The following is a 25,705-nucleotide window of genomic DNA, read 5'->3' as shown; positions in this document are numbered from 1 at the left end:
AGTTCCCAACCATGTCAGAGCCATTGGCAATTCCGTCAAAGAAAGATCAGGTCAGCGAGGAGGAATGGCAGCTTCGCGTGGATCTGGCGGCCGCCTACCGTCTCATTGCTCACTACGGCTGGGATGATCTGATCTTTACCCACATCTCTGTCCGGATTCCCGGGGACGAGCACCACTTCCTGATCAACCCGTACGGCATGATGTTCGATGAAATCACGGCCTCGAGCCTGGTGCGCATTGACCAGGAGGGAAACAAGCTCAACCCGGACGACTTTGACATCAATCCCGCCGGCTTCACCATTCACAGCGCCATCCACGCGGTGCGTGAGGACGTGGTTTGTGTGATGCACACCCACACGACCGAAGGCGTGGCGGTTTCCACCCAGAAAGAGGGGCTGTTGCCGCTGTCCCAGCAGAGTCTGTTTCCCCTGTCCAACCTGGCCTATCACGACTATGAGGGTGTCGCGCTTCGGGAGGACGAGAAGGCACGATTGCAGGCCGACCTTGGCAGCAACAACTTCATGATCCTGCGCAATCACGGCCTGCTGACCACCGGCACCAGCGTCGCCGAGGCGTTCCTGGCCATGTACATCCTGCAAAAGGCCTGCGAGGTCCAGATTCAGGCCATGTCTTCCGGAGAGCCGCTGGTGCGGATTCCCGACGTCATCCTGAGCACCATTCGGGAACAGGCCAGCAAGGTCACCAAAGGCATGGGCGGCAACCTGGCGTGGCCGGGGCTGTTGCGCAAACTGGACCGGATTGATCCCGGTTTCCGGCACTGAGAGGAGGTTCGCTTAAATGAGTGACATTCATGCCCCGAAGGCACAATTCCACCACATGAAAGATGGCACCGCCGAAGACTGGCAGATCATTGCCAGGTCCTTCGGTCAATTCGCCAAGGGCCTGCCGGACCGCATCCTGGAACACCTGAAACTGCTGGAAGGTGACTTCGGCGGTTTTCCGGTGGACCGCCTGACCCACTGCCTGCAGACGGCCACACTCGCCCATCGGGATGGTAAGGACGAGGAGTATGTCGTGTGCGCCCTGCTCCACGACATTGGCGACACACTCGGCAGTTACAACCATGCCGACGTGGCGGCGGTGTTGCTGGAGCCGTTCGTGAGTGAGGCCAATCATTGGATGATCAAGCACCACGCCATCTTCCAGGGTTATTACTTTTTCCACTACCTGGGCATGGACAGGGATATGCGCGACGAATACCGGGATCATCCCCACTTCAAGCGCACCATCGAGTTTGTCAGCAAGTACGACTCGCCAGCCTTTGATCCGGGTTGCGAGACCCTGCCCCTCGCGTTCTTTGAACCGATGGTGCGAAACGTGTTCGCCAAACCCGTGAGGTCACTGTACAAGGCCGCCGAGGCGGCCACCGGGTAAACCCTGCGGGCGGGCTGTCAGAACATCTTCAGATACCGGTCGATCTCCCAGGACGACACGTGGTTCTGATAGCTCTCCCACTCGCCTTTCTTATACTCCACGAACGCGTCGAACATGGCGTCGCCAAAGACGGCTTTGGCCAGCGGATCTGCCTCGAAGGCTTCCACCGCCTCGCCGAGGTTACGGGGCAGGTATTCGATACCCTGGGCGGCAATTTCGGCATCGCTGTAGTTGTACATGTTTTCATGATGCGGTGCGCCGGCATCCAGGCCGTCGCGGATACCCTCGAGGCCGGCGGCGAGGATCAGGGCCGAACCCAGATACGGGTTACAGGCGATGTCGGCCGCACGGCATTCGATGCGCCCTCCGGCCCCCGGGATACGAATCATGTTGGTGCGGTTGTTGGAGCCATAGCACATGAAGACCGGCGCCCAGGTCGAACCTGACATGCTGCCCTGGCGCACCAGGCGCTTGTAGCTGTTCACCGTCGGTGCGATCACCGCACTGATGGCGGCGCCGTGCTTCAGGACACCCGCCGTGAAGTGGTAGGCCAGCCTGCTGATCCCGCAACCGTGCACATCGTCACCGTCCGGTTCGAACAGGTTCCTGCCGGTTTTGCTGTCCGCCAGCGACATGTTGTAGTGGGCGCCGCTACCGGTGCGGTCGGCAAAGGGTTTCGGCATGAAACTGGCGAACGCGCCATGCTTGCGGGCGATCTCGTTGGCCATCATACGGAAGAATACCAGGCGGTCGGCCATGGTCAGGGCGTCGGCGTATTTGAAGTCGGTTTCAAACTGGCCATTGGCATCCTCGTGGTCAAAGGAATACACGTCCCAGCCCAGTTCGTTCATGGCCTCGACCAACTCGTCCATGATCTCCAGATTGTCCATCAACGAGCGCGGGTCATAGCAGGGTTTGCCTGCCGTATCCCGATCGCTGAGCGGTGCGAAGCCGCCGTCCTCGGTATCGCGGAACAGAAAAAACTCGGTCTCGATGCCCAGGTTAAAGCGGTAGCCCATGGTCTCGGCAGACTCGAGCTGACGGCGCAGGATATTCCGGGAACAGGCTTCGAACGGCTGGCCGTTCAGGTACAGGTTGCCGGGGAACCAGGCCAGTTGTCGGTTCCAGGGACAGATGGCCAGGTTGCCGGCATCGGGCATGGCCGCCACTTCATCATCGGAGATGTCCTGGGGCACCCCGTCGAGGGCGGCGCCCGTGTACAGCTCAGAGCCTTCCATCATCTGGCCCAGGTGCGCCACCGGCACAAACTTGCCCTTGCTGATGCCATGGATATCCACGTAGCTGGCCATGGCGTATTTGACGCCCGCGTCGATCAGTTGCTGCTTCAGCGCCTTGGTCTCGGTCAGTGTTGTCATGTCTTTTCCTCGTCTCGGCCCGGTCGGACGGGCCCTCTGTGTTGATGTCTGGCACGAAACTTTCATTCAACTTACATGCCAGCATGTATGTAAATGAGAACAGGACAATCGAAAACGGGACCGAAACCCTTTTGAACGGAAAACGCAAATGATTGATTCAAAGTGGTTTATCGAGGATTTCGAGGCGGGCGACCTGCCTCTTTCGAACGGTGGAATGTTGAGAAATGCACGCCTCCGCTATCACCAGATCGGTGAGCTGAATGCCCCGAAAGACAACCTGATTCTGCTGCCCACGTTCTATGGTGGTGCAGCGGCAGGGAACCATCCCTGGGTCACCCCCGGCGGCCCACTCGATCCGGCGCAATACTGCATCGTGATTCCGGCCCTGTTGGGCGCAGGAGAGTCCTCGTCTCCCTCCAACACGCCGGGGGCCCAGGCCGGAGCGGACTTCCCGCGCATCAGCCTGTACGACAATGTTCTGCTGCAGAAGCGGCTGGTGGACCAGCGATTCGGTGGCGCCCGTGTGGCACTGGTCATGGGCTGGTCCATGGGCGGGATGCAGGCGCTGCAATGGGGTTGCCTGTTTCCCGAACGGGTCGGAGCGGTACTGGCCGCCTGCGCAACGGCCCGTTGTTACCCCCATAACCGGGTCTTTCTCGAGGGTGTAAAAGCTGCCCTTACCTGCGACCCGGCCTTTCAGAACGGCCGCTACCAGCATCCCCCTGTCAGAGGACTCGCCGCCTTCGGCACAGTGTACGCAGGTTGGGCCTATTCCCAGGCATTCTATCGCCGGGAACTTTACCGGAACCTCGGATTCGCAAGCATTGAACAGGTGCTGAGTTTCTGGGAGAGGGACCACCAGGCCCAGGATGCCAATGACCTGCTTGCTGTCCTCGATACCTGGCAGTCCGGGGACATCAGCGATAACCCGGTCCTCGGGGGAGACTACCTCGGCGCGCTCGCCCGACTTTCCATGCCCACGGCCATGCTGCCCGGCTCGACCGATCTTTACTTTACCGAGGCGGATGCATGGAACGACGCCCGTGCCATGCCAGGCGCCCGTTGTGAACCGCTGGTTTCGGACTTCGGGCATGTTGCCGGGGGCCCCGGGCGGGACCCCGACTCCCATGCCCGCATCCTGGCGGTCGCAGGAAGCCTGCTCCAGCAAGGCGCACTGTCATGATCCGCGCCCTCAGCGACCGCACCAGATCAGTGCACTACCTGGCCCTGCGAACCACGCGCACCCCCCCTCTACAGGCGAATAAGTCAGTCTGGCACGCCATCTGCAAAGGTGTTGTCAGTGACCCATCCGGCACTGACTGATTTGAAAGACCGATATCCGTTCACAGCAACACCGCCCTTCGTGCGGCCAGACAAACGGACACAATGGGTGACTAGGGTTCCGGTTCGGGCACAATCCCGGGCGACTGGTCCGAGAGTCACCGACCTCTGGCAGAGGTTACACGGCGGGATAAAAGCCCGGGAGATTGGATTGCACGCGATTCCAGTGCCGTGTTCTGTGACCAGAGGAGAAACACCATGCGACTGATCAACCGCACTCCCGGCCGGCTGACCGCCACCGCGCTCGGCGTGCTGCCGTTCCTGGCCATCCTGCTCATCTATGGCCTTGCCTCCCAACAGCGACTGGCAGAAAATCCCAACGACAAGCTTCTGCCCGGCCTCGAACAGATGACCTCCGCCGTGGACCGTATGGCCTTTCAGGAAGACCGCCGCAGCGGCGATTACCTGATGTGGGTGGACACCGTCGCCAGCCTCGAGCGGCTTGGCCTCGGGATCGGGGTGGCGGCGCTGATGGCCCTGGTGGTCGGCCTGCTCAACGGTGTGCTGCCCCTGGTCCGGGCCAATCTGGCGCCCCTGGTGTCAGCGCTGTCGATGGTGCCGCCCCTCGCCATCCTGCCGATCCTCTTTATCGTCTTCGGCCTCGGGGAACTCTCCAAAGTCATGCTGATCGTTATCGGCACCGCGCCGATCATGATGCGCGATGTCGCCCAACGGGTCCGCGAACTGCCGGCCGAGCAGCTGATCAAGATACAGACCCTGGGCGCCAACAGCTGGCAGATTATCACCCGCATGGCCCTGCCCCAGGTGCTGCCCCGCCTGATCGATGCCGTGCGCCTCAGCCTTGGCCCCGCCTGGCTGTTCCTGATCGCCGCCGAGGCCATCGCATCCACCGAGGGCCTGGGTTACCGGATCTTCCTGGTACGGCGCTATCTCGCCATGGACGTGATCCTGCCCTATGTCATCTGGATCACCATCCTCGCCATCGTCATCGACCAGTGTCTGCGTTTCACCAATCGCAGGCTATTCCCCTGGTACAACGCAGGAGGCCACTGATGAGCTTCATTACCGTAAAAAATCTGTGGAAGGAGTATGGCGACCAGGTCGTGCTCGAAAACCTGAACCTCGAGGTCAAGCAGGGGGAGTTCTGCACTCTGGTGGGGGCTTCAGGCTGTGGCAAGTCGACCTTCCTGAAGATGCTGCTGGGCCAGGAAACCCAGAGCCGGGGCGACCTTCTGCTGGACGGTGACACCTTCCCCCGGGAGCCGGACCGGCACCGGGGCATCGTGTTCCAGCGCTATTCCGTGTTTCCGCACCTGACCGTGCGTCAGAACGTACTGATGGGACTGGAACTGGAGCAGAAGCCACTGCTCGGCAAGCTTTTTGGCCAGGCCAGGAAAGCCGCCCTGGAAAAAGTGGATGCCATGCTGGATTCGGTCGGCCTGACCGCCTCCGCGCACAAGTGGCCCCACGAGCTGTCCGGCGGTATGCAGCAGCGCCTGGCCATCGCCCAGTCCCTGATCATGCGACCCCGCGTGCTGTTGCTGGACGAACCGTTCGGTGCGCTGGACCCCGGTATCCGGGCCGATATGCACGACCTGTTGCTGAAGCTTTGGCGGGAAACCGGCACCACGATCTTCATGGTCACTCACGACCTGCACGAGGGTTTTTACCTCGGGACCCGCCTGCTGGTATTCGACAAGGTCAGGAACGATCCCCATGATCCCCAGGCTTATGGCGCAACCATCACCTACGACCTGCCCATCGGCCAGACCGACAAGCGCCTCCTGAAGGATATCGATCAATCCGTCAGCGAGACCGCCAGGAATCAGGCGGCTTAGGGGGCTGCCATAAAAAAGGGGCTGCCCGAAGGCAGCCCCAAAAAGACCCGAACTCGCAGATCAGTTCGCGGCAACACGATCCTTCGGCAGCTTGAAGGTCCAGACCATACCACCCTGGTTGAAGTCCTTGACCACCTTGGCTACTTCACCGCCCCACAGTGGAACGGCACCACCCCAGCCGGAAAGCACAGACACGTACTGCTCGCCGTCCATTTCCCAGGTGATCGGGGTACCGACAACGCCGGAACCGGTGTTGAACTGGTACAGCTGCTTGCCGGTCTTGGCGTCAAACGCCTTGAGGTAACCTTCCGGCGTACCGGTGAAGACCAGGTTGCCGGCGGTGGTCATCACGCCACCCCACAACGGCGCAGTGTTCTCGTAGCGCCAGACCTCCTCGCCGGTTTTCGGATCCATGGCACGCAGCACACCGATGTAGTCATCGTTGGCCGGCTTGATGGTAAAGCCCGCACCCAGGAACGCAGCACCCTTCTTGTAGGACACCGGCTCGTTCCAGATGTCCATGGACCACTCGTTGGACGGCACGTAGAACAGCTCGGTCTCGGGGCTGTAGGCCATTGGCATCCAGTTCTTGCCACCCAGGAACGCAGGCTGCGCGACGACCGGCTCGCCCTTGGTGCCTTCAGTGGCGGAAGGATCGCCGGGGCGGCCACCTTCAGTGAAGATCGGACGACCGGTCTTCGGATCCAGGCCCTTGGCCCAGGTGATCTTGTCGACGAACGGGAAGCCACGGATGAAGTCACCGTTCTCACGGTTGAGCACGTACATGAAACCGTTCCGGTCAGCGGTAGCCGCCGCCTTGATGGTCTTGCCGTTTTCCTTCAGGTCGAAGGAAACCAGCTCGTTGACACCGTCATAGTCCCAACCGTCATGGGGCGTTGTCTGGAAATGCCACTTGATGCTGCCATCATCCGGATCGATGGCCAGACGGGAGGACGAAAACAGGTTGTCCCCCGGACGCAGGTGAGAGTTCCAGGGTGCCGGGTTACCGGTACCGAAGAACAGGGAATCGGTTTCCGGATCGTAGGTGCCGCCCAGCCAGGTTGCCGCACCACCGTTTTTCCACATGTCGCCGGGCCAGGTCTGGCCGGCTTTGCCACCGGAAATGCCGTTTTCGATTTTCTTGCCATCCTTGTAAACGTAGCCCATGTGGCCCTCGACGGTAGGTCGGGTCCAGACCTTCTCGCCGGTATTGGCGTCGTAGGCCTCGACCTTGCCGACGATGCCGAATTCGCCACCGGAGACGCCGGTGATGACCTTGCCCTTGACGACGATAGGCGCTGCAGTAATTGCGTAACCGGCCTGGTAGTCGGCTACCTTCTTGATCCACATCGGCTTGCCGGTGTCCTTGTTCAGGGCAACCAGCTTGGCGTCCAGAGTACCGAAGATTACCTTGTCGTCGTACAGGGCGACACCGCGGTTAACCACGTCACAGCAGGGCATGATGCCATCCGGCAGGCGGGCGTCATATTGCCAGAGCTCCTCACCGGTCTTGACGTCGATGGCATAGACCCGGGAGTAGGACGCGGACACATACATCACGCCATCCTTGACCATGGGTTGGGCTTCCTGGCCACGCATCTTCTCGCTGCCGAAAGAGAAAGCCCAAACCGGCTGCAGGTACTGGATGTTGTCGGTATTGAGGCTTTCCAGCGAGCTGAAACGCTGGCCCTTGAGGCCCATGCCGTAGGTAACAACATCTTCAGGTGTGTTCTCGTCGTTCATGATGTCCTTGTCGGTGACCGCCTGGGCCCCGTACGACACCGCGAGGGCCAGGGCGCTGGCCGCAATGCGAATCCCGAACTTGTTCGATCTCATGGTTGCGCTCTCCAATTCTCTTGTTTTCAGTTTCTCGGCGAACCGGGAACTTTTCCCGCCTCTGTGTTGATTCTTCTTGTTAGGGGAAGGAGCAACAATTGCCCCCCGGAACAGATTTCCTCATCACTTGGTAGTACTACTTCCAAGAATCAAAGCTCGCCCTCGGCGCGGGCCAGGGCCTTGGCGTCGAGAAATTCGCGGTAATACTGGGGAACGCTGTATCGAAGGTTCAGGTCGGCGAACAGGGCATCCATCTCGCCCTGCTTGACCAGCCTGTCAACGATGGCCTCCAGGGCGTAACCCAGTTGCCGGTGGGTGTGCTTGATCGCCATGCCTACGTCCCAGACCTGTTTGCCAATACCGGGAAATCCATTGCCGGCAAGACGGAACGCTGCATTTTCCGGCCTCGCCAGCTCATGATCGATCTCGGAACGCATCCCCATCACGGCGCTGACCTCTCCCGCGCGCATTGCCTCGAAGGCTTCACGCACGTTCCGGTAATGGCGCACCTGGTCACGCAGGCGCCCACCGAGGCCCGAGGACAGATAGAAATCCGGCAGGGTGTCAATTTCAACGCCAATCGGGTGGTACTGAAACACAGCAACGGTCTCCACGCTGTCGAGCTTTTCCGGGTCGAACGCGATCTGCCAGGTTTCCTGCTGATAGGGTCCGAACAGCACCACCTGCTCGTTGATGTACTCGCCGGTGGAGTCCTGCATGTAGGCATACTTCTTGTCATAGGGAACCCGAAGCATCACGTCCGCCAGCCGCTGCTTGGCCAGGTAGTGCCCCTTCCAGACATTGTTCCTCAGGTCGTCCCCCAGGTTCTCGTCCGGCGTGATCCAGTGCACGCGGAACTCCACGCCCATCTCCCAGGCGATGCGTTTGCCCAGTTCGATATCAACTCCCCGCGGCTCGCCATCCACCTCGTAGGAATAAGGCGGAAAGTTTTCATAGACCCCCACCTTCAGGTATCCGGACTCCAGGATGAGGTCGTAGGTGCGATCGGCAGGACGGTTCAGCAGGTCGTTGCCGTCGTCCACTTCCTGAGCCCAGGCATGGGCCCAGGTCAGCATCAACGTCAGAAAAAGCGCGATTGTTTTCATTGTGGTTCCCCCAACGACAATGGGCCGGCACATGGCCGGCCCTGTTCAGAGCATCAGACGGTCAGCCGACATCATTCCGGCTTCGGAAGCGACTCCACGTAGGTCTTGATGGCCCACATGGCGTTCTGGTCCAGGGTTTTCTTCCAGGACGGCATGCCGCGATCGGTGCCATTGCGCACGCGGTTGATGAAGTACTCATCGTCCCAGACTGTCAGCTCCCGGAGGTCCGGGGTCAGCCCCCCGGACATGGCGCGGATGCCATGGCAACCGGCACAGTTCCCGGCGTAGGCGCTTTCACCGACCTTCACGGCCTCGGCGTTGAACTTGTCCAGCTCGTTGCCCTCCCGGAACGGGTTTTCCATGCGAACTTCCTCACCCAGTTCGGGCAGCTTGCCGGTATCGACCTCCTGCGGAGTGACGTTGCCGTGGGCGATAGCCAGGCCGGTCATGCCCATCAGGGCCGGGACCAGCAGTGTTTTCAGAAAAGTGGGAGTTGCCATTGTTGCTACCTCTGTTCTTGATTCCCCGTGCGTTGGCATTTGGTTTTGTGATTGCCAACTTGCTGGCTTTCAGTCTAGGAATCCGATGCGATCATCCGAATGCTTCTTTGGAGGCTTTGGCTTAGTTCCTTGGTAGTAAGCAGGGCGTCCCCGGGCGCAAATCTCATCCTTTAGTACCGCCCGATTCCTACTTTCTGAATATTTCCGGGCGCTTTCCCCTTCCATAAGCTGAAAGCACAACAACAAATCGGAGAGCCCCATGTCTTTTCTTACCCGGACAGCGGCCACGTCACTGATCGCCTTGGTAGCAGCAACGCCGTTGAGGGCGGATTCGCTGGACGTGCGGATTGGCTATTTGCAGTGGATGCCGGATCAGGGGCCTGTGCTGTCCAATGTGCTTCCCGACCCGGAAGATGCCGGTTTGCGTGGCGCCGAACTGGCCATCAATGACAACAGCACGACAGGGAAATTTCTGGGCCAGAATTACTCGTTGCAGAGTAACGTGGCCGATTCGGAAGAAGCGGCCATTGCGGCCTTTGATGCCATGCGCGAGAACGGGCTGGACCTGTTTGTGGTAAACGCGCCTGCCTCGACCCTGAAAACCCTTACCGAAAAGGGCGACGACAACACCCTGATTTTCAATGCCGGCGCCAAAGAAGATGCCCTGCGTACCGGCCAGTGCGACGTCAATTTGCTGCACACCATGCCCAGCTATTCCATGCTCACCGACGCGCTCGGCCAGTGGCTGAACCAGCGGCGCTGGGATGAGGTGTTCCTGATTACCGGCCCCACCGATGCCGACAAGAGCTGGGCCCATGCCTTCCGCCGCTCTGCCAAGCGCTTCGGGCTGGAGATCGTCGAGGACAAACCCTGGACCTTTGACGCCGACCTTCGCCGCACCGCCTCCAAAGAGCTGCCTCTGTTCACCCAGGCCAGCAACTACGACGCGGTGGTGGTGGCCGATGTGCGCGGCGATTTTGGCGAGTATGTTCCGTTCAACACCTGGCTGCCCCGACCGGTGGTGGGCACCCAGGGCATGTCTCCAGTCACTTGGCACCGGGTGGTTGAGAGCTGGGGCGCGGCGCAACTACAGAACCGGTTTCGCGAGCTGGCCAACCGGGACATGAACAGCGAAGACTACGCCGCCTGGGCGGCCATTCGCGCCATCGGGACCGCCGTGACCGACCTGAATTCCGCAAAGCCCGCTGAGATCCGGAATTTCCTGTTCAGCGACAAATTCCAGCTGGCCGCCTTCAAGGGTCGAAAAGTCACCTTTCGGGACTGGAATGGTCAGATGCGTCAGCCCATTCCGCTGGTTCATCCGAGGGGGCTGGTGGCCACAGCCCCGTTTGAAGGTTTCCTTCACCCGAATACCGAACTGGACACCCTCGGCTTTGACCAGCCGGAGAGCGAGTGTCGAATCAACGGCTGACCCATGGGTTTCCAACTGTCAAAACAAAAAGGAGTTACACCATGAAAACCCTTTTGAAGCGCACCGCACTGGCCGCGATGATCGGCCTGTCGACACCGGCTCTGGCCAGCGTGGCCTATGTCTCCAACGAGAAAGACAACACCCTGTCGGTGATTGACACCGAAACCCGGGAAGTGATCGAAACCATTGATGTCGGCCAGCGGCCCCGGGGCATTCTGCTCTCCAAGGACTACACCAAGCTCTACATCTGCGCCAGTGACGACGACACGGTTCAGGTACTGGACCTGGCCACCCGCAAGATCGTGGACACACTTCCCTCGGGCGAGGATCCCGAGCAGTTTGCGCTCCACCCGAACAACAAGCACCTGTACATCGCCAATGAAGACGATGCCATCGTGACTGTGGTGGATGTCGACACCAAGGATGTTCTGGCCCAGATCGATGTGGGTATCGAACCTGAAGGCATGGCGGTGAGCCCGGACGGCAAGTGGGCAGTGAACACCTCTGAAACCACCAGCATGCTGCACTGGATCAACACCGAAACTTTCGAGATCGAAAAAAACATCGTCGTAGGCCAGCGCCCGCGCCACGTGGAGTTCACAAAAGACAGCAAGATTGCCTGGGCCTCTGCTGAAATCGGCGGCACCGTGCACATCATCGACGTGGACAACCTGGAGCAGATTCACGAGATGTCCTTCAAGGTGCCTGGCGTGAATCAGGATCGGGTCCAGCCGGTGGGCATTGAACTGACCTCCGATGGCAAGTACGCGTTCGTGGCACTGGGTCCTTCCAACCACGTGGCGGTTGTGGATGCCCAGACCTATGAGGTGCTGGACTATCTGCTGGTTGGCGCCCGGGTGTGGCAGCTGGATCTCGACAAGGACGAGAAACATCTCTACACCACCAACGGCGTGTCCGGCGATATTTCTGTTATCGACGTGGAAGACCTGAAGGTGATCAAATCCATCAAGGTAGGCCGCTACCCCTGGGGTGTGGTCATCGACCCGACGTCATGACCATCGAAGCGAGCAACCTCAGCTTTCGCTACGGCGACAAGCCGGTGCTCCGGGAGGTCAGCTTCGCGCTGACCTCTGGCTGTTTTCACGCATTGCTCGGACCCAACGGTGCGGGCAAATCCACCCTGTTTGGTTTGCTCACCCGCCTGTTGGCCTTGCAGCAGGGAGATATCCGGCTGGCCGGGCAGTCGCTGAAACAACAGCCAGCCGAGGCCATGCGCCAGATCGGCGTGGTGTTCCAGCAGAACGCATTGGACCTCGACCTGACCGTGCGTCAGAACCTCCAGTACCACGCCGCCCTGCACGGACTGTCCCGCAAGGAAGCCAGGTCTCGGGGTGACCGGGAGCTGGAACGCTTCGAGCTACTGGACCGTGCCAACGATGCCGTCCGCCAGCTCAACGGCGGCCATCGCCGGCGCGTCGAAATCGCCCGGGCTCTCCTGCATGAGCCCTCTCTGCTGTTGCTCGATGAACCCACGGTGGGCCTGGACGTTGCAAGCCGCAAGGCGCTCAACGAACACGTTCGGATTCTGTGTGAAGAAGACGGCCTGACCGTACTCTGGGCCACCCACCTGATTGAAGAAGTTCGCGCCGACGACCGCGTACTGATCCTGCACCAGGGCCAACTGCTGGCTGACGGCAATGGCCAGGCCATCTGCGACGCCGAAGGCACCCGCGATCTGGCCGAAACCTTCCACGCCCTGACCGGAGCCGGCTGATATGAAAGCAGCGCACTACTGGCACTGTTTTGTAGGTATCCAGACACGGGAATGGCTGCGGTTCTGGCAGCAACGCACCCGCTTTGCCAGCGCCCTGGTGCGGCCGCTGCTGTGGCTGGTGGTGTTTGCCGCCGGCTTCCGGGCAGTACTGGGGATTTCCATCATTCCGCCCTATCAGACCTACATCACCTACGAGACTTACATTGCTCCGGGGCTGTGCGGGATGATCATTCTGTTCAACAGCATGCAGGGTGCCCTGTCCATGGTGTACGACCGGGAACTGGGCAGCATGCGGGTACTGTTGATGAGTCCCCTGCCCCGGCCCTTCCTGCTGGTGACCAAGCTGCTGGCCATGGGGGTAGTCTCCATCGGCCAGGTCTATGTGTTCCTGCTGCTGGCCCTGCTGGTGGATGTGGAACCACCCCTGTGGGGCTACCTGGCCGTATTACCGGCGCTGATTCTCACCAGCCTGATGCTCGGGGCGCTGGGACTGCTGATTGCCACCTGGATCAAGCAGTTGGAGAACTTTGCCGGGGTGATGAACTTTGTGATCTTTCCGATGTTTTTCATGTCGTCGGCGCTGTATCCACTGTGGAAAATGAACGAGGCCAGTCCCTGGCTGTACTGGGTCTGCCAGTTCAATCCGTTCACCCATGCGGTGGAGGCAATCCGGTTCTCGCTGTATCTGGAATGGAATCCGATGGCTTATGGCATTACGGCCGGGGTGACGGTGGTTCTGGCGTTGCTGGCCACGGCCGGATTCCGGCCGCAGCGGACGAAGATTCTCGGGACTCAATCGGCCTGACTTCCGAGTTGGGGGGGGAGCGACGATAGCCCTATCAGTTTCTGCCATGGAGGCATCGGGAGGCCTTTCCCGGACCTGGCAGAAAGCTTCTCAGGAAACTGCCCAAACGATTAGCCTACCTGGTCCAGATTTCTCAGCGTTTGAACGACCCCTTCCACTGTCCCCGGAGAACCAACTGGTGCGTCCCATTGCAAACACGCAGGCTGGCCATCGAGGTACCACAGCCGGTTCGCCAGATCAGTCGCATCCCCGGCATCGTGGGTAACACAGATCATGGCCATTGCCGGATGCCGGTCCAGCAGCTCGAGGATCAGGTGCTTGAGCTCGGTAGCCCGGACCGGATCGAGGGATGCGAACGGTTCGTCGAGCAACAACAGATCCGGCTGGATCACCAGGCAACGGGCCAGGGCGGCACGGCGTGCCATACCGAGTGAGAGTTGGTCAGGCAGATGATCCGCATAGCCAGCAAGTCCAACACTGTCCAATACACGATCAATATCGGCGGCGTCAGCGCCGACGATGGCCAGGTTCTGCCGCAGAGTCCGCCAGGGCAGCAGTCGGTGCTCCTGGAACAGATAACCTACCCGCGCTTTATCCCGGTTTGGCACGGCTTTGGCAGACAGGGAGTGGTCCAGACCGGCGATAGCATTCAGGAGAGTAGTTTTACCGATACCGGAGGGCCCCAGCAGGCAAATACGGTCACCCTGACGGATGGTGGTGAAAATTTCCCCCAGCACCGGCTGGCCAAAGCTCCGTCCCTCGATTCTCAATTCAAGCATGGGCCGTCTCCGGTTGCCGCCACCGGCTTGCCCGACGCTCCAGGGGCTGGAGCAAAGCCAGTTCGATAAGCTGGACGATAGCGATGAAGGCGAGGCTGTAGGCCAGGATGGTGGCCACATCGAAGACCTGGAACGCCAGGTGGAGCTTGAAACCCACGCCGCTGGACCGACCGAGCAGTTCGACCACCAGGACGATTTTCCAGATCAGGGCGAGGCCGCCGCGGGTGGCGGCCATCAGGTACGGGAACAGTTGTGGTAACCAGACTTCCCGGAACCGCTGCCAGCGGGTGAAACGGTACACCGTGGCCATATCTTCCAGTTTCGGATCCAGGCTTCTCGCACCTTCCCGCACGGTGACCGCGACATTGGGCACTTTGTTGATCACCACCGCCATCACGGCCGCCACCTCCACCAGGCCGAACCAGACGTACATGAGGATGATGGTAACGAGGGCGGGAAGGTTAAGCAGCACAACCAGCAAGGGATCGAACAGAGCGTTGGTGGTGGCAGAGCGGCCCATCGCCACGCCGATGGCGGTGCCCAGGGCCATGGCCAGGACAAAGGCGATCAGCACGCGGCCAAGGGTGGCACCAAGGTGATACCAGAGCTCACCATTGGCGGCCTCCCCCGACAGGGTACCCAGGACGGTTAATGGTGCGGGTAACAGCGAGGTGTCGAGAGCTTCGGCCAGGCCCGCCCAGGCCAGCATCACGGCCGGCAACACCACCCAGTAGCTCCAGGTGGGTGGCCGTCCATACATGGGGGTCACGGTGCCTCCCGGTAAAACAGGGCTGCCGGCATGAGATGGTCGGGATCGGCGCCGGTCAGTTCGAGAAGGCGTTGCAGGTCGGAAATCCGTTGTGCAGTGAGCGGCGCCGGCGTGCCTGCGACAAAGCCCTCCCGGAGTGCCTCGAATTCGCCGGGCGCCGGGTTCCGCATCAGCGCACGGATTCTCTGCCAGTGTCCGGGCTCTTCCGCCAGCTCCTGTTTCGCTTGCCGTAGCGAACCGGCGAAACGATCAATCAAGTCTTGGTGAGACTGCGCCCAACCTTCGGGAAAGACATAGCCGAGCACCGGCAGGTTTGTGTCCAGGCCAAGCTCCGAGAGCAGTTCTTCCATCGCAAAGGCGGATCGCCATTCGCCCTGCCCTTTCAGCCGGGCGGCAAAATGCCAGTAGGTGACGATGGCATCCACCTGACCGCGCTTCAGGGCCTGACTGAGCAATGGCGGGGCGCCGAATTGAAGTTCCACGCTGTCTTTCAGGGCAAGTCCCTGCCGGCTGGCCACCCGGTTCAACAGTATCCAGCCCTTGCTGTCGGGCCCGCCAGCCACGCCGATACGGCGACCCCTGAGGTCTGCGATGGTCTCAATACCCGACTCTTTTGCCACGACGATATCGCCAATGCGGGATGAGAACGGAACGTAGAGAAACGGTGAACCGGCAGCGTAGCGGGACTGGGCCCAGAGCAGATCCGCAACGGCTCCATCGACGGTGCCACTGGTCACTGCCAGGCGGGATGCCGGGAGGTTGGCAACAGGCCTGAGATCGAGCCGGTATCCATGGGCCCGATCAAGCCCCCGGTGCCTCAGGTGGTCCAGCTCCCAGTGGGCAGTGCCAAACTGCAGCACACTCAGGGACAGGACCGGCAAGGACTGCGCCTGCGCCACCCCGCTCAGAAGCAGGCATGCTGCGATCACGGCCCTGACAGGGCCGGGAACGGTTATGAGGGGCGTTTTTGTTCTTTGTTGAGTCATATCTTCACGATACGAACCCTGAGAACCATCAAGAATAGTACTTTGGTGCCTGTTTTTTGGTGCGATGGTCGCATTCAACCGATAGCCGATATGGCGTGTAATGAAACAATCACAATAATAAGCGGGGGCAGGTAAAACCTCCCCGAGCACAGGAGGACGCCATGCTGAACAAGCTTGATGCCGCACTCTCTCCGGAAAACCGCTATCATGAAACCGGAGCCAGTCCCGACACCGAAAACAAACAGGCGGAGACATTCATGGAGCCGGCGTACAAGATTCTGATTGCCGACGACCACCCGCTGTTCCGCGAAGCCATCAGCAGTGTGATTTCTTCCGGTTTCGAAGGCAGTGAAATCATTGAGACCGATGACCTCGACAGCGCCCTGGAGATTACCCGGGAAAACGACGACCTGGACCTGATCCTGCTGGACCTGAACATGCCGGGCATGCACGGTCTTAACGGACTGATTACCCTGCGTAACGAGGCGCCCAGCATCCCGGTGGTCATCGTCTCCGCCGAGGAGGACAAGCAGGTGGTCCTGCAGGCAATCACCTACGGTGCCGTGGGGTTTATCACCAAATCCTCACCCCGGGCCCAGATGACCGAAGCGATCCAGCAGATCCTCAACGGCAACGTCTACCTGCCCTCCGACATCATTCGCACCGGCAAGGAAAGCGGCCATCGCCGAAGCCGAGGCGACGACAACCCGATCTCACCGGAACTGCTCAACTCCCTCACCCGCCGGCAGTTACTGGTACTGGAACGGATGTCCAAGGGGGAATCCAACAAGCAGATTGCCTACAACCTGAACATTGCCGAGACCACGGTGAAAGCGCACGTGTCCGCGATCCTGCGCAAGCTGGGGGTACATAACCGGGTGCAGGCGATCCTGTCTGCCAGCGATGTGGATTTCAGCCAGTACCTAAAACGCTGATCTCGAGCACAGAGTCAGACATGAACCCGGGGTCAGATGAAGGCTTTCATCTGACCCCTTTTTTAATGCCGGGGCTCAGCACTCGACTGGAGCATGGGGTCAGATGAACCAGTTCATCAGACCCCAAAGCAACGGCCGGGATCAGAAGAACGCTTTCTTCTGACCCCTCTTTCATTCAACCCCGAATGACGTGGTTCAACACACTCCGCAACTTCAGCGGCTTTACCGGCTTGTTCATCAACAGATAGCCGAGCTCGCGAATATGCTGCTTCAGCTCATTGGTGTAGTTGGCGGTAATCATCAGGACCGGCGCGGGAACGGCGCGCCGGCGATTGATTTCCCCCACCACATCGACACCGTTCTCCTCGTTATCGAGGTGGTAATCGGCCAGGATCAGATCCACGGGGCTCGATTCAGGCGCCAACTGCCGCTCCAGATCCTCCAGCGACTTCGCCGTGACCACCCGGCAATCCCAGCCTTCAAGCAGGGTTTTCATGCCCTGGCAGATTGCCAGGTCGTTGTCGATCACCCAGACCCTGGCGCCACTCAGGCCTCCGTCCAGCCGGCTTTCCGCTGAAGGATCCGCGCCCGGCCGATCCGGCCGGAGTCGGCCCACCGGTACCCGCACGCTGAACACCGAGCCCCGACCCTCCACCGAGGAGACGGTGACTTCGTGACCGAGCATGCGGGAAATCTTGTCGACGATGGCGAGGCCCAGCCCCAGCCCCTTGTCCGCCTGCGAACCACTTGGCTGGATGCGTTTGAACTCTTGGAAGATTTCCGTGAGCTTGTCATCGGGAATGCCCGGCCCGGTATCCCAGACCTGCAACAGCACGTGATCCTTCCGCCGCCGGCACCCCAACAGGATTCGACCCGAGCGGGTATAGCGAATGGCGTTGGTGAGAAAGTTGCGGAGTATCCGCGCCAACAGCTGAGAGTCGGACTCCACCACCGCGGACGAGGGAACGAAATCCAGCTGGAGGTTTTCCGCCAGAGCCATCTGGCGGAACTCGCGGGCAATGTTGTTGAGCAGATCCCGCAGGTCGAAGGCGGTGACATCCGGCTTGATCACGCCGGCGTCCAGCTTGGAGATGTCCACCAGCGTTCCAAGCAGGTTCTCGACGTCGTCCAGGGAAGTACTGACCGATCTCACCAGACCCTCGGCCTTGGGTCCGAAAGACTGTTCCTGCAGCGCACTGGTAAACAAACGGGCGGCGTTCAGCGGTTGCAACAGGTCATGGCTGACCGCAGCCAGGAATTTGGTCTTGGACATGTTGGCGCGCTCGGCTTCCAGCTTGGCGTCCCTCAACCTGGCCTCCACCATGGCACGCTCCGAAATCTCCTGGCGTAACTGGTTGTTCAGTCCGGTCAGGGCGGCCGTGCGCTCCTTGACCCTGCGTTCCAGGTTATCGTAAGCCTGCTCCAGAGCCAGGGCAGTCTTGCGCCGGTCAGTAATGTCCCGGATCAGAACGAAGAAACCGATGATGTCGCCATATTCGTCAAAATTGGGCACGTAGGAGCGCAGCATGTAACGCACATCCCCATCCTCGCCCGTCTCCTCCAGTTCGAAGGTAACGTTGTGACCATCCATGACCTCCATGATCTGGGGCAACAAACGCTGGTAGAAATCCGGGCAGTGAATCTCATCCAGACGCTGTCCCAACAGGGGCGAGCCGGCCCTTCCGTACCAGGCCTCGTAGACCTTGTTACAGAATTGCACGGTCATGTCGGCGCCAACATAGGCAATCAGCGCCGGAACATGGTCGGTGACCACACGGATCCAGCGCTCACTCTCCTCCAGCGCCTTGAGCCGCCGCGCCATCTCGCTGTTCTTGACGTCGGTGATGTCGGAATAGAGCACCACCAGTCCGCCCTCCCGGGTCGGTCGCTCGGTCACCTGCACCCATCGGTCATTGGAGAGGAGGAATACCGCACCCTCTGCGTCTTCATGCCGGTGTTCTTCGACAATAAGCCCTGACACCCTCGCCCGGGCTTTGACATCCTGGATGGAGGTGCCGGGTTCGGGGGCGCTGACATCCACATGACGCCAGTAACTGCGAAAACGGCTGTTGCTCTGGATCATCCGGTGCTGGCGATCGAACAGGACAAAGCCGTCGGCGATGCTCTCGATGGCATCGTTAAGCCGCTGGCGGGTGGTCTCCGCTTCCTCCCTCGCCCGGCACAGGGCCTTGTTGCTGGCCTTGAGTTCCTCCATGGCGCGATTCAGGGCATCGGTGCGCTCGCGCACCTGTTCGGCCAGGATGACCGAATGCTCGAACGCTGCGTAGGGCTCCGGCTTGTGGGCCACGCCCGACTCCACCCGCTCGATCAGGGCATCCCGGATTCGCCGCAGCCGCTGGTTTTCCGCCTCCAGTTCGGCAATACGCCGGTCCTTCGGCTCTTCCTTGAGATTCTCAGGATGTTCCCGAGCCGGCATCAGGTTGGCCAATCACCACCCCCGTAAACGTCTGGTTGATATGCATGCCGTCGAATTGTTCGCCGTAGGTATTGAAGCCAATAACCTTGTGGTGCCGCAGAAACTCGGACACAGCAGCCACTTCACCGGTAAGCTCCGCCTCCAGGCGGCGCAGGAAACAATCACAGCCGATGGTGACCAGCGGAGCTCCCACCACCCGCTCGGAGGCTTCGATCTGCTGACGCACGCTGTCGAGAAGGCCCTCAGGCTCCATGGCAGTCATCACAATCCCGGTCTCCACTGCGCAGTAGAAGGTCAGGCTACCATCGGGGTTGACCCGCTGGATCGAGCGGACGAAGTAATGGCCGCCGATCTTCACGCCCAATGGCCGGAGCGCAAAGGTTTTCCGGTCGAGGGCATCAACACTGACGCCAACGGCTCGGGCATAGGCCTCTGCTGCCGATTCCGCGTTAAGCTCGAACACGGTACGGCTTTCCGGACAGGCATCGGTCACCACCAGTTTCTCGCTGCGGTCGACCATGTGGTGGGTAGAGAACACCCGGAAGTCCAGGGGCGTGTTCACCAGCATCACCGTGGCCGCTCCGGTGTGGAACTGGCCATCGAAAAACACGTGGGTGTTGGCCAGGCGCTCGTCATCGCCGGCCGATCCTCCGAACTGGGGAATGGTGCCCAGCGCGGAATTCAGGGTCGCCAGCACCAGCTCCTCGCGGCTGGACAGGCCGTCCAGCAGGGTGATGGCGAAAGTATTGCCTTTCACCGGTGCCAATCGCGCGTCCCGGCATGTTGCCAGCAGACCGTCGATGACACTCTGGGCGTCCTGCAGCGTAAAGCGGTCCAGCGCCGAGATCAGGGCACACTCGATGGAGAAATAACGGCGGTCGAAACCGATGGCGGTTATGCAGCCCCGACCGTAACCGTCCGGCGTAATCTCTCCGGCCGAGGTGCAACCGCAGACGCGGACACTCGGGAAGGCACTCTGAAGGGCCGGGCCGAGCCGTTCCAGATCGTATTCGGCCGAGCAGAAAAACAGGACGCAGCCAAGATTTTCATGACTCAACTGACTGGCGAGCTGTGTGGCGGCCAGCACCGGGTCTCGCACGCTGGCACTTGCCACCCTGACAGCGGGCAGGGTCGTCGCTGGCCTCATGATCACCGGCTCCAAAGGCTTCAGGATTTCTTCCGATTCTACGGCATCCCCACAACCAGCCAATGCGACTTCCGTGCTCTTTATCGGCGCGCCAAAATAATCATAAGCCATTGATTAAACTATCTCCTTCATCAATGCCCGGTGACGCCAACGCTTCCGGTGCCGGCAAACCGGCACTTTAGTCTTAGGCAGGTGCTCCCGATACCCGGCCTCCTGCCGGGCACCGGGAGCGGACCCTCGTAACGGCAACGCTCAGAACGTTACGATGGCACCCAGGGCAATGGTGTCGATCTCTGCCGCATCGGCACCGGTCGACTTGGTGGTTTGCTCGAACATGTTGTACTCGGCGACCACCTTCAGGTTGCTGTTGATGTCGTGGAACAACGCTACCGATGTGTTCTCGGTCTCGAAGTCGCCCTGGTCCGAATCGGTTTCACCGTAGGACAGGACAAACCGGTTGGCCCCCAGGGTATAGGATCCCTGCACCAGGTAACCCTCGGCATCTTCCTCGGCAATGGGCGCAGCGGTATCGGTGATCAGCACCGGCACATCCCCCTCTGAGGTAAAGCCCGAACCGGTCAGCGAGAACCCGGCGACCGACGCCTTCAGACCGTAACCAAGGCCGGAGGAATCGACAGACGTAGTGGCGTTCTCCGATTTCTGGGAGCGGCCGTTAATCCAGCCGGTCAGACTGACTCCGCTCAAGTCCACACTGTAGGTCACTTCTGCTTCCAGACGCGGCGCCGACTGCTCCGATTGGGCACCCGGTGTGGTATTGGCGGGTTCGAAGATGCCGGCCGCCACTTTCAGTCCACCCATGTCGGGCGAGCGGTAGGTAATCTGGGCGGAGGGATTCGGGTACGGGTAGCCGGTCCGGATGTTGCCGAAGGAAACACCGGTGGCGGCACCCGGGGAACCAAAGCCCATGAGGATCTCATCAAGGAAGATATTGGACCGGGCATACAGGCCGAAGTCCTTGCCGATCAGCACCTGGCCAAAGGAGCCGTCCACCGTGGCGTAGAGCTGGCGCACGTCGATGGCGGTGTCAGTGGGCGACTGCAGGCTGTCATTGATGGTGGACCAGAAAGAAGAACGGCCACCCAGTGTCAGCTCCCCCATCTCCTTGCTGAAATTGAAGCCGATGGTGTTCGGCAGAAACCCCATTTTCACGTCGGAGTTCCGGGTATCAGCAAGTTTGTCATCCCGATTCACATAGAAGGCGTTGAAGTAACCGTCCACTGAGAACGAAGTTCCGTCCTCGCTGTAGACCTCAACCGCCGCTTGCGCTCCCGCGCTCGCGACCATAGCGGCCGCCATAGCCATTGCAAGACCCGACTTTCTGAAATTGTTGTTGTTCATAATTCCCCCGGTTGTTGTTGGAAATCCGGATTCCGGACCAGAAGCAGGTCCGGGACCCAAGGCGCGATCTGTCGCCTGAATTCCATGGTCGGGGAAGGGGAAACGGGGGAAAATGCCACATGGGGGCAGGTTTACTGATCTTTTGGGAGGGGTCGGATTCGCAACTTTGGGATTACGACCCGCCCGGGAAGCACTCCAGCTCCTGCAGACAGTCCTCGAGGAAGGCCGAGGGATCGGACATCACCGATTCATCCGCCACCACACCGAACTGAATCGTGCCGGCGTAACTGACGATGCTGATACCGAGACCAATATTGCCGGCCTGGGGCACCCAGAACATCTGCTCGGAGATACGGCAACCTGCAATGTAACGGGCCTCCCGGGTACCAGGTACGTTGGACACCACCACCGAGGCCTTTCGGTAGAACACGTCGGCGATGGGCTGGCGCAGTGGACCGGGAATCACCGAAGCGGTGGATGCCAGGCCCCAGGCAATTCCGGGTTGCCAGCTCTTCTTGAGCCGTCGGGTTTCATGCTTGATCCGGTACAGCCGCTCCAGCGGGCTGTCACCATCCACCGGCAAAGGCACGAACACGGTGCCGAAGTAGTTGCCGAGCGTGCCCGGACCCGGCTTCAGATCGTCCGGCAGGCGGCTGCGAATATCCACAGGTACCGCCGCATGCATGACCGCATCCTCCAGCTCATCACCGGTCATTCCCAGCCTCGAGCGGGCCGCTGCGGCCACGCAACTGAGCAGCACATCATTGATGGTGACGCTGGTGGCGTGTGCAATGGAACGAAAACGGTCCAGCGGAACCGGGGCCGACCAGCGGCAATGCCGACGGCCTAACAGCGGCCGGCGCAGCTCGGAGGGTGAATCTTCCGGCTCCCCCAGAAATTCCGTGACCTCGTTCAGTAATCGCAGGCCTTTCCGGGTAAATTGCTCGAGCGTCTCCCCGGCGGTTTCAAAGTGAGGTGGCACTGCCGGAGGGGCTTCCGAAGACGACTCCCGGTTCTGCCCTGCTGCCGGTGCCGCCAGTTGCTCAAGCCAGGCCCGGGCCGCGCTGGTCCAGCGCGAGAGCTCACCATGCTCCGGCGCACCGAAAACCGCAGGGTGTTGTCTGGGAGAGGCGGGGCACAGCTGGTCAAAGACGCCCAGCAAAGACAGACCGTCGGCATAGCAGTGATGAATCCGCAGCACCAGGGCCGCACCGCCCTCGGCATTCGGAGCCAGCCAGAATTTCCACTTCGGTCGTGACAACGGCAGCGGCTCGTTCAGCCGGGCGGACACCCAATCCTGCAACCCTTCGGTGGAGAAGCGCTCAATGACAACATCCAGGTGACGCCGGACATCGAATTGGGGGTCACGCTCCCACCACCAGGCGGGCCCCCGTTCTACCGGCCGATGCCTGAAGCGCTCCCAGGCCATCCAGTACACCCTGAGAAATTCGCGAAAACGGGGCGCGGTAAGCCCCTCGACCCTAAGCATCACGGTGATTGTCATTGGATTATCCGGGCGCTCCATTGCCAGCCAGGCCGAATCTGCAGGCAGCAGGAGATGCGATTGCGCTTGACTCAAACCTGAGGGTCCCCGGGGTCAGTAAGATCCAATGGTACGTAAAAACCGAACATGGCATTGTGCCAGACAACCCGGAAGTGCTCCACACGGCGATTGCCGCACACAGTTACAAAAAATTACACGTGAGTAACTGTTCGGTCCTATACTCGTTATAAGCCTTGATGCAATGGTTATTAGCGGATTTCGCCTCGTGCGTATTGGCCGGGGAATGCCGAAAAAAACGCATCCAGCGCCAATAAATAACCGCAGCCATCGCGGTACAACAAGGTTACCAGCACAGATCAACGCCAATAACAGACCTTTGCAGTGCTGGGAGGAGAGCAGGTATGAAAGCGAGCCACGTTCGCAAGCTGATCAAACCGATAGAAAGCGCCTACTCCGAGATGTTCTCGGGGCGGGTCTATCGCGTGGGCAAGGGGGCTGTTTCCGTCCGCAACCACAGTGGCGAGGCGCAACAGACGGTTATTGGTGTACATGGCTTCCTGGAAAACCACTGCTACTTCACCCAGGCCTACGAAGGTGCCACCACCGAGCTGATATTGCTGACCTGCAGCAATTACCATATCCCGGTGAACGGCGTTACGCCCGAGACACCGGACTGGGAGGTGCCGGTCAAGCACCTGGAAGGAACCATCGAGTACGATGCCTGCATCCTCAACCAGGCACTGGCCAACCTGCCCACGACCCGGAATATCCGCATCCACGGCCACTCCCGCGGCGGTGCGGTGATTCTGGAGGCCATCAAGCAGTGGCCAGAGCTCTATGAAGACGCCGAGATAGTGCTTGAGGCTCCGGTCCTGCCCCAGGGACGGCTGCATGCCCTGGTCACCATGTTGCTGGAGCCGGTCAGTCACGGCATGTGGCCCTGGCTGATCCGCCTGATCAACAGCGCGCCCCAGTCTGCCTATGGCCAGACGTTTTTCGGCAAGATGAATCCGCGCAAGAAGCAGTTGCTGAGCAAACTGTTCTCGGCGACCAAGGATCACCTGACTATTGTCCGCAACATTGAAAACATCATGGACTGGATGACGCGGACGGATACCTCGGTGTACCAGCACGTTCGCCATGGCACCTTCCTGATTCCCGCGGTGGACCGGATTCTCGACCGCTCCGCGATGCTGGCCAGCGCCCGCCAGAGCCCGACCACCATGCGGATCATTGAAACCGAAGCGCCGAGCCATTTCATCACCCTGGACAGCAAGGAATGGATACCGGGATTCGAGACCCTGCCGGCAACGACGGCCCAGGGCTGATCCTGCTGCATCCCCGGCGGCTCTCCGCTAAACTGGCGCCCCTATCCACGGTTTAGCGGAGCTGCCCCATGTACCGTGACCGCCTGGTCACTACCCCAACCCACTCGGAAGCGGCAAGCCGGCTTCAGCGGCTATTGCTGGCGTACCATGATTTCCGGCAACACAAGGCAGAGCACCCGCTGGTTGACGACACCTTCAGGGTTGCGGACTGGCAGGCCCAGCGACTCAAGGCCACCCACCGGGACCTGTACGAACACCCCGGCTACCATGCCGGCCTCGAGTTCCTGCTCACGGACCTCTACGCACCGGCAGGCATGACCCGCCGGGATGACAATATCGACCGGGTTTTCCCGAAAATGGTCAAATGGCTACCAGACAACCTGCTGGACACGTTTGCCGGCCTGGTCGAGCTCAACCTGATAACCCAGGAGCTGGATCTGGAACTGGCCGAACTGCTGAATCGGCGGCGGCAATCCCTGACGGAGCTGGATGCCTGGGTTTATTGCGAAGCCTATCGGGCAAGTGAGCGCCTGGATGACCGGGCACGGCAGATTGAACTGGTGGCGGAAGTCGGCCAGCAACTGGATCGGTACGTGCGTAACCGGACCCTGGGGTGGCTCCTGTCCATGGCGAAAACTCCGGCGGAAATGGCGGATCTGAGTGATCTGCACAGTTTCCTGTACCGCGGGTACAGCGCCTTCCGGAAGATGGATAACGTCGATAGCCTGATTGAACGGCTGGTGCGTCGGGAACGAACGGTGATGGACCAGATCCTGGCCGGCCACCCGGCACCTTTCGAGCTACCGGGCAACCTCTAGACGTTCCGGTCAGGCCTGGATGATCTGGTCCAGCTGGCTGTGGATTTCCTGCTCGATCCGGTGTTTGAACGGCCGCAGCATGAGGCCAAGCTCCAGACGGATGTGCAGATCGACCGGGGTGATGTTCAGGTGCCCCTTCACGCCGCTGCGCTTGAACTTCATGACATCACCTTCCCACTGGTAATGCACATCGAACTGTTTTGACAGGTCCTGGGCCAGGGTCTCCGCCGCCTGGCGGGCATGTTCCTTGTCCAGTGAATGGGGGCGATGGACATCAATGACAGACATGGATCAGTTTTCTCTTCCAAATTGAATCGG

Annotated in this window: 24 protein-coding genes and 1 riboswitch; of the genes, 12 read left to right on the top strand and 12 right to left on the bottom strand. The window is 60.4% G+C overall.

All coding sequences use genetic code 11. From position 1 onward, the window contains the following. The first annotated feature begins 11 nt into the window (after positions 1-11). Positions 12-782, top strand: coding sequence for a class II aldolase/adducin family protein (locus MD273_RS01395; protein ID WP_239035986.1), 771 nt, complete (start codon positions 12-14; stop codon positions 780-782). Between the two features lie 16 nt (positions 783-798). Continuing rightward, positions 799-1,395 (top strand): HD domain-containing protein, encoded by a 597-nt coding sequence (locus tag MD273_RS01390; protein ID WP_239035985.1) that lies wholly within the window; start codon positions 799-801, stop codon positions 1,393-1,395. Between the two features lie 17 nt (positions 1,396-1,412). Here the strand turns inward: MD273_RS01390 and glnT are convergent, their stop codons facing one another. Next, positions 1,413-2,771 (bottom strand): type III glutamate--ammonia ligase, encoded by a 1,359-nt coding sequence (glnT, locus tag MD273_RS01385; RefSeq protein ID WP_239035984.1) that lies wholly within the window; start codon positions 2,769-2,771, stop codon positions 1,413-1,415. Between the two features lie 148 nt (positions 2,772-2,919). On the opposite strand from glnT, the gene MD273_RS01380 reads away from it, so the two are divergent. The 3 genes from MD273_RS01380 (at position 2,920) to MD273_RS01370 (ending at position 5,911) form a co-directional block, all read left to right on the top strand. Next, positions 2,920-3,954 carry an alpha/beta fold hydrolase gene (locus MD273_RS01380; protein ID WP_239035983.1) on the top strand — a complete coding sequence of 345 codons (1,035 nt, stop codon included), beginning with the start codon at positions 2,920-2,922 and terminating at the stop codon, positions 3,952-3,954. A 200-nt stretch (positions 3,955-4,154) separates the two neighbouring features. Further along, positions 4,155-4,259, top strand: a riboswitch (guanidine-I (ykkC/yxkD leader). Between the two features lie 51 nt (positions 4,260-4,310). Beyond that, positions 4,311-5,126, top strand: a complete 816-nt coding sequence (locus MD273_RS01375) for an ABC transporter permease (protein ID WP_239035982.1) — start codon at positions 4,311-4,313, stop codon at positions 5,124-5,126. Then, positions 5,126-5,911, top strand: coding sequence for an ABC transporter ATP-binding protein (locus tag MD273_RS01370; RefSeq protein ID WP_239035981.1), 786 nt, complete (start codon positions 5,126-5,128; stop codon positions 5,909-5,911). The genes MD273_RS01375 and MD273_RS01370 overlap by 1 nt, the downstream gene beginning before the upstream one ends. Before the next feature lie 60 nt (positions 5,912-5,971). Here MD273_RS01370 and MD273_RS01365 read toward each other — a convergent pair whose 3' ends face one another. The 3 genes from MD273_RS01365 to pedF all read right to left on the bottom strand — a co-directional run bounded on the left by MD273_RS01365 (position 5,972) and on the right by pedF (position 9,353). After that, positions 5,972-7,747 carry a PQQ-dependent methanol/ethanol family dehydrogenase gene (locus tag MD273_RS01365; RefSeq protein WP_239035980.1) on the bottom strand — a complete coding sequence of 592 codons (1,776 nt, stop codon included), beginning with the start codon at positions 7,745-7,747 and terminating at the stop codon, positions 5,972-5,974. Positions 7,748-7,896: 149 nt separating this feature from the next. Beyond that, on the bottom strand, positions 7,897-8,853 hold the full coding sequence (locus MD273_RS01360; protein ID WP_239035979.1) for a substrate-binding periplasmic protein: 957 nt from the start codon (positions 8,851-8,853) through the stop codon (positions 7,897-7,899). A 71-nt stretch (positions 8,854-8,924) separates the two neighbouring features. After that, positions 8,925-9,353, bottom strand: coding sequence for a cytochrome c-550 PedF (pedF, locus tag MD273_RS01355; protein WP_239035978.1), 429 nt, complete (start codon positions 9,351-9,353; stop codon positions 8,925-8,927). Positions 9,354-9,612: 259 nt separating this feature from the next. On the opposite strand from pedF, the gene MD273_RS01350 reads away from it, so the two are divergent. From MD273_RS01350 to MD273_RS01335, 4 genes are read left to right on the top strand one after another with little or no spacing between them, the layout of a single operon-like run. Continuing rightward, a complete protein-coding gene (locus MD273_RS01350; RefSeq protein ID WP_239035977.1) occupies positions 9,613-10,785 on the top strand; it encodes a lanthanide ABC transporter ABC transporter substrate-binding protein PedA1 in 1,173 nt (390 codons plus the stop codon). Positions 10,786-10,826: 41 nt separating this feature from the next. Next, the gene (locus tag MD273_RS01345; RefSeq protein ID WP_239035976.1) at positions 10,827-11,801 is read left to right on the top strand and encodes a YVTN family beta-propeller repeat protein; all 975 of its coding nucleotides are present in this window, start codon (positions 10,827-10,829) and stop codon (positions 11,799-11,801) included. Continuing rightward, positions 11,798-12,520 carry a lanthanide ABC transporter ATP-binding protein PedB/LutE gene (locus tag MD273_RS01340; protein WP_239035975.1) on the top strand — a complete coding sequence of 241 codons (723 nt, stop codon included), beginning with the start codon at positions 11,798-11,800 and terminating at the stop codon, positions 12,518-12,520. The genes MD273_RS01345 and MD273_RS01340 overlap by 4 nt, the downstream gene beginning before the upstream one ends. Position 12,521: 1 nt before the next feature. Beyond that, positions 12,522-13,325, top strand: coding sequence for a lanthanide ABC transporter permease protein PedC (locus tag MD273_RS01335; RefSeq protein WP_239035974.1), 804 nt, complete (start codon positions 12,522-12,524; stop codon positions 13,323-13,325). Between the two features lie 110 nt (positions 13,326-13,435). On the opposite strand, the gene MD273_RS01330 is transcribed toward MD273_RS01335, so the two are convergent. The 3 genes from MD273_RS01330 to MD273_RS01320 are packed head-to-tail and all read right to left on the bottom strand — an operon-like array spanning position 13,436 to position 15,802. Continuing rightward, the gene (locus tag MD273_RS01330) at positions 13,436-14,104 is read right to left on the bottom strand and encodes an ABC transporter ATP-binding protein (RefSeq protein WP_239035973.1); all 669 of its coding nucleotides are present in this window, start codon (positions 14,102-14,104) and stop codon (positions 13,436-13,438) included. After that, positions 14,097-14,864, bottom strand: a complete 768-nt coding sequence (locus MD273_RS01325; protein WP_239037588.1) for an ABC transporter permease — start codon at positions 14,862-14,864, stop codon at positions 14,097-14,099. The genes MD273_RS01330 and MD273_RS01325 overlap by 8 nt, the downstream gene beginning before the upstream one ends. A gap of 5 nt (positions 14,865-14,869) precedes the next feature. Continuing rightward, the gene (locus tag MD273_RS01320; protein WP_353050282.1) at positions 14,870-15,802 is read right to left on the bottom strand and encodes an ABC transporter substrate-binding protein; all 933 of its coding nucleotides are present in this window, start codon (positions 15,800-15,802) and stop codon (positions 14,870-14,872) included. 314 nt (positions 15,803-16,116) lie between these two features. Between MD273_RS01320 and MD273_RS01315 the strand changes: the two genes are divergently transcribed. Continuing rightward, the gene (locus MD273_RS01315) at positions 16,117-16,794 is read left to right on the top strand and encodes a response regulator (RefSeq protein WP_239037587.1); all 678 of its coding nucleotides are present in this window, start codon (positions 16,117-16,119) and stop codon (positions 16,792-16,794) included. Between the two features lie 175 nt (positions 16,795-16,969). Here the strand turns inward: MD273_RS01315 and MD273_RS01310 are convergent, their stop codons facing one another. The 4 genes from MD273_RS01310 to MD273_RS01295 all read right to left on the bottom strand — a co-directional run bounded on the left by MD273_RS01310 (position 16,970) and on the right by MD273_RS01295 (position 23,316). Beyond that, the gene (locus MD273_RS01310; RefSeq protein WP_239037586.1) at positions 16,970-19,231 is read right to left on the bottom strand and encodes an ATP-binding response regulator; all 2,262 of its coding nucleotides are present in this window, start codon (positions 19,229-19,231) and stop codon (positions 16,970-16,972) included. Further along, positions 19,209-20,378 carry a nitric oxide-sensing protein NosP gene (nosP, locus tag MD273_RS01305; RefSeq protein WP_502846039.1) on the bottom strand — a complete coding sequence of 390 codons (1,170 nt, stop codon included), beginning with the start codon at positions 20,376-20,378 and terminating at the stop codon, positions 19,209-19,211. Before nosP ends, MD273_RS01310 begins: the two co-directional genes overlap by 23 nt. Before the next feature lie 252 nt (positions 20,379-20,630). Beyond that, positions 20,631-21,737 (bottom strand): porin, encoded by a 1,107-nt coding sequence (locus MD273_RS01300; protein WP_239035970.1) that lies wholly within the window; start codon positions 21,735-21,737, stop codon positions 20,631-20,633. A 172-nt stretch (positions 21,738-21,909) separates the two neighbouring features. Beyond that, entirely contained in the window at positions 21,910-23,316 is a 1,407-nt protein-coding gene (locus MD273_RS01295) for a WS/DGAT domain-containing protein (protein WP_239035969.1), read from the bottom strand. Positions 23,317-23,642: 326 nt separating this feature from the next. On the opposite strand from MD273_RS01295, the gene MD273_RS01290 reads away from it, so the two are divergent. Together MD273_RS01290 and MD273_RS01285 are read left to right on the top strand one after the other, a co-directional pair. Beyond that, positions 23,643-24,569 carry an alpha/beta hydrolase gene (locus tag MD273_RS01290; protein WP_239035968.1) on the top strand — a complete coding sequence of 309 codons (927 nt, stop codon included), beginning with the start codon at positions 23,643-23,645 and terminating at the stop codon, positions 24,567-24,569. A 68-nt stretch (positions 24,570-24,637) separates the two neighbouring features. Then, positions 24,638-25,387, top strand: coding sequence for a DUF8198 family protein (locus MD273_RS01285; protein WP_239035967.1), 750 nt, complete (start codon positions 24,638-24,640; stop codon positions 25,385-25,387). 9 nt (positions 25,388-25,396) lie between these two features. Here MD273_RS01285 and MD273_RS01280 read toward each other — a convergent pair whose 3' ends face one another. After that, positions 25,397-25,675 carry a polyhydroxyalkanoic acid system family protein gene (locus tag MD273_RS01280; RefSeq protein ID WP_239035966.1) on the bottom strand — a complete coding sequence of 93 codons (279 nt, stop codon included), beginning with the start codon at positions 25,673-25,675 and terminating at the stop codon, positions 25,397-25,399. Between the last annotated feature and the right edge of the window lie 30 nt (positions 25,676-25,705).

The organism is Marinobacter sp. C7 (assembly GCF_022343555.1).
GTDB lineage: Bacteria > Pseudomonadota > Gammaproteobacteria > Pseudomonadales > Oleiphilaceae > Marinobacter.
Note: the sequence above shows the minus strand (reverse complement) of the source record. Positions and strands in the feature narration are given on the sequence as shown.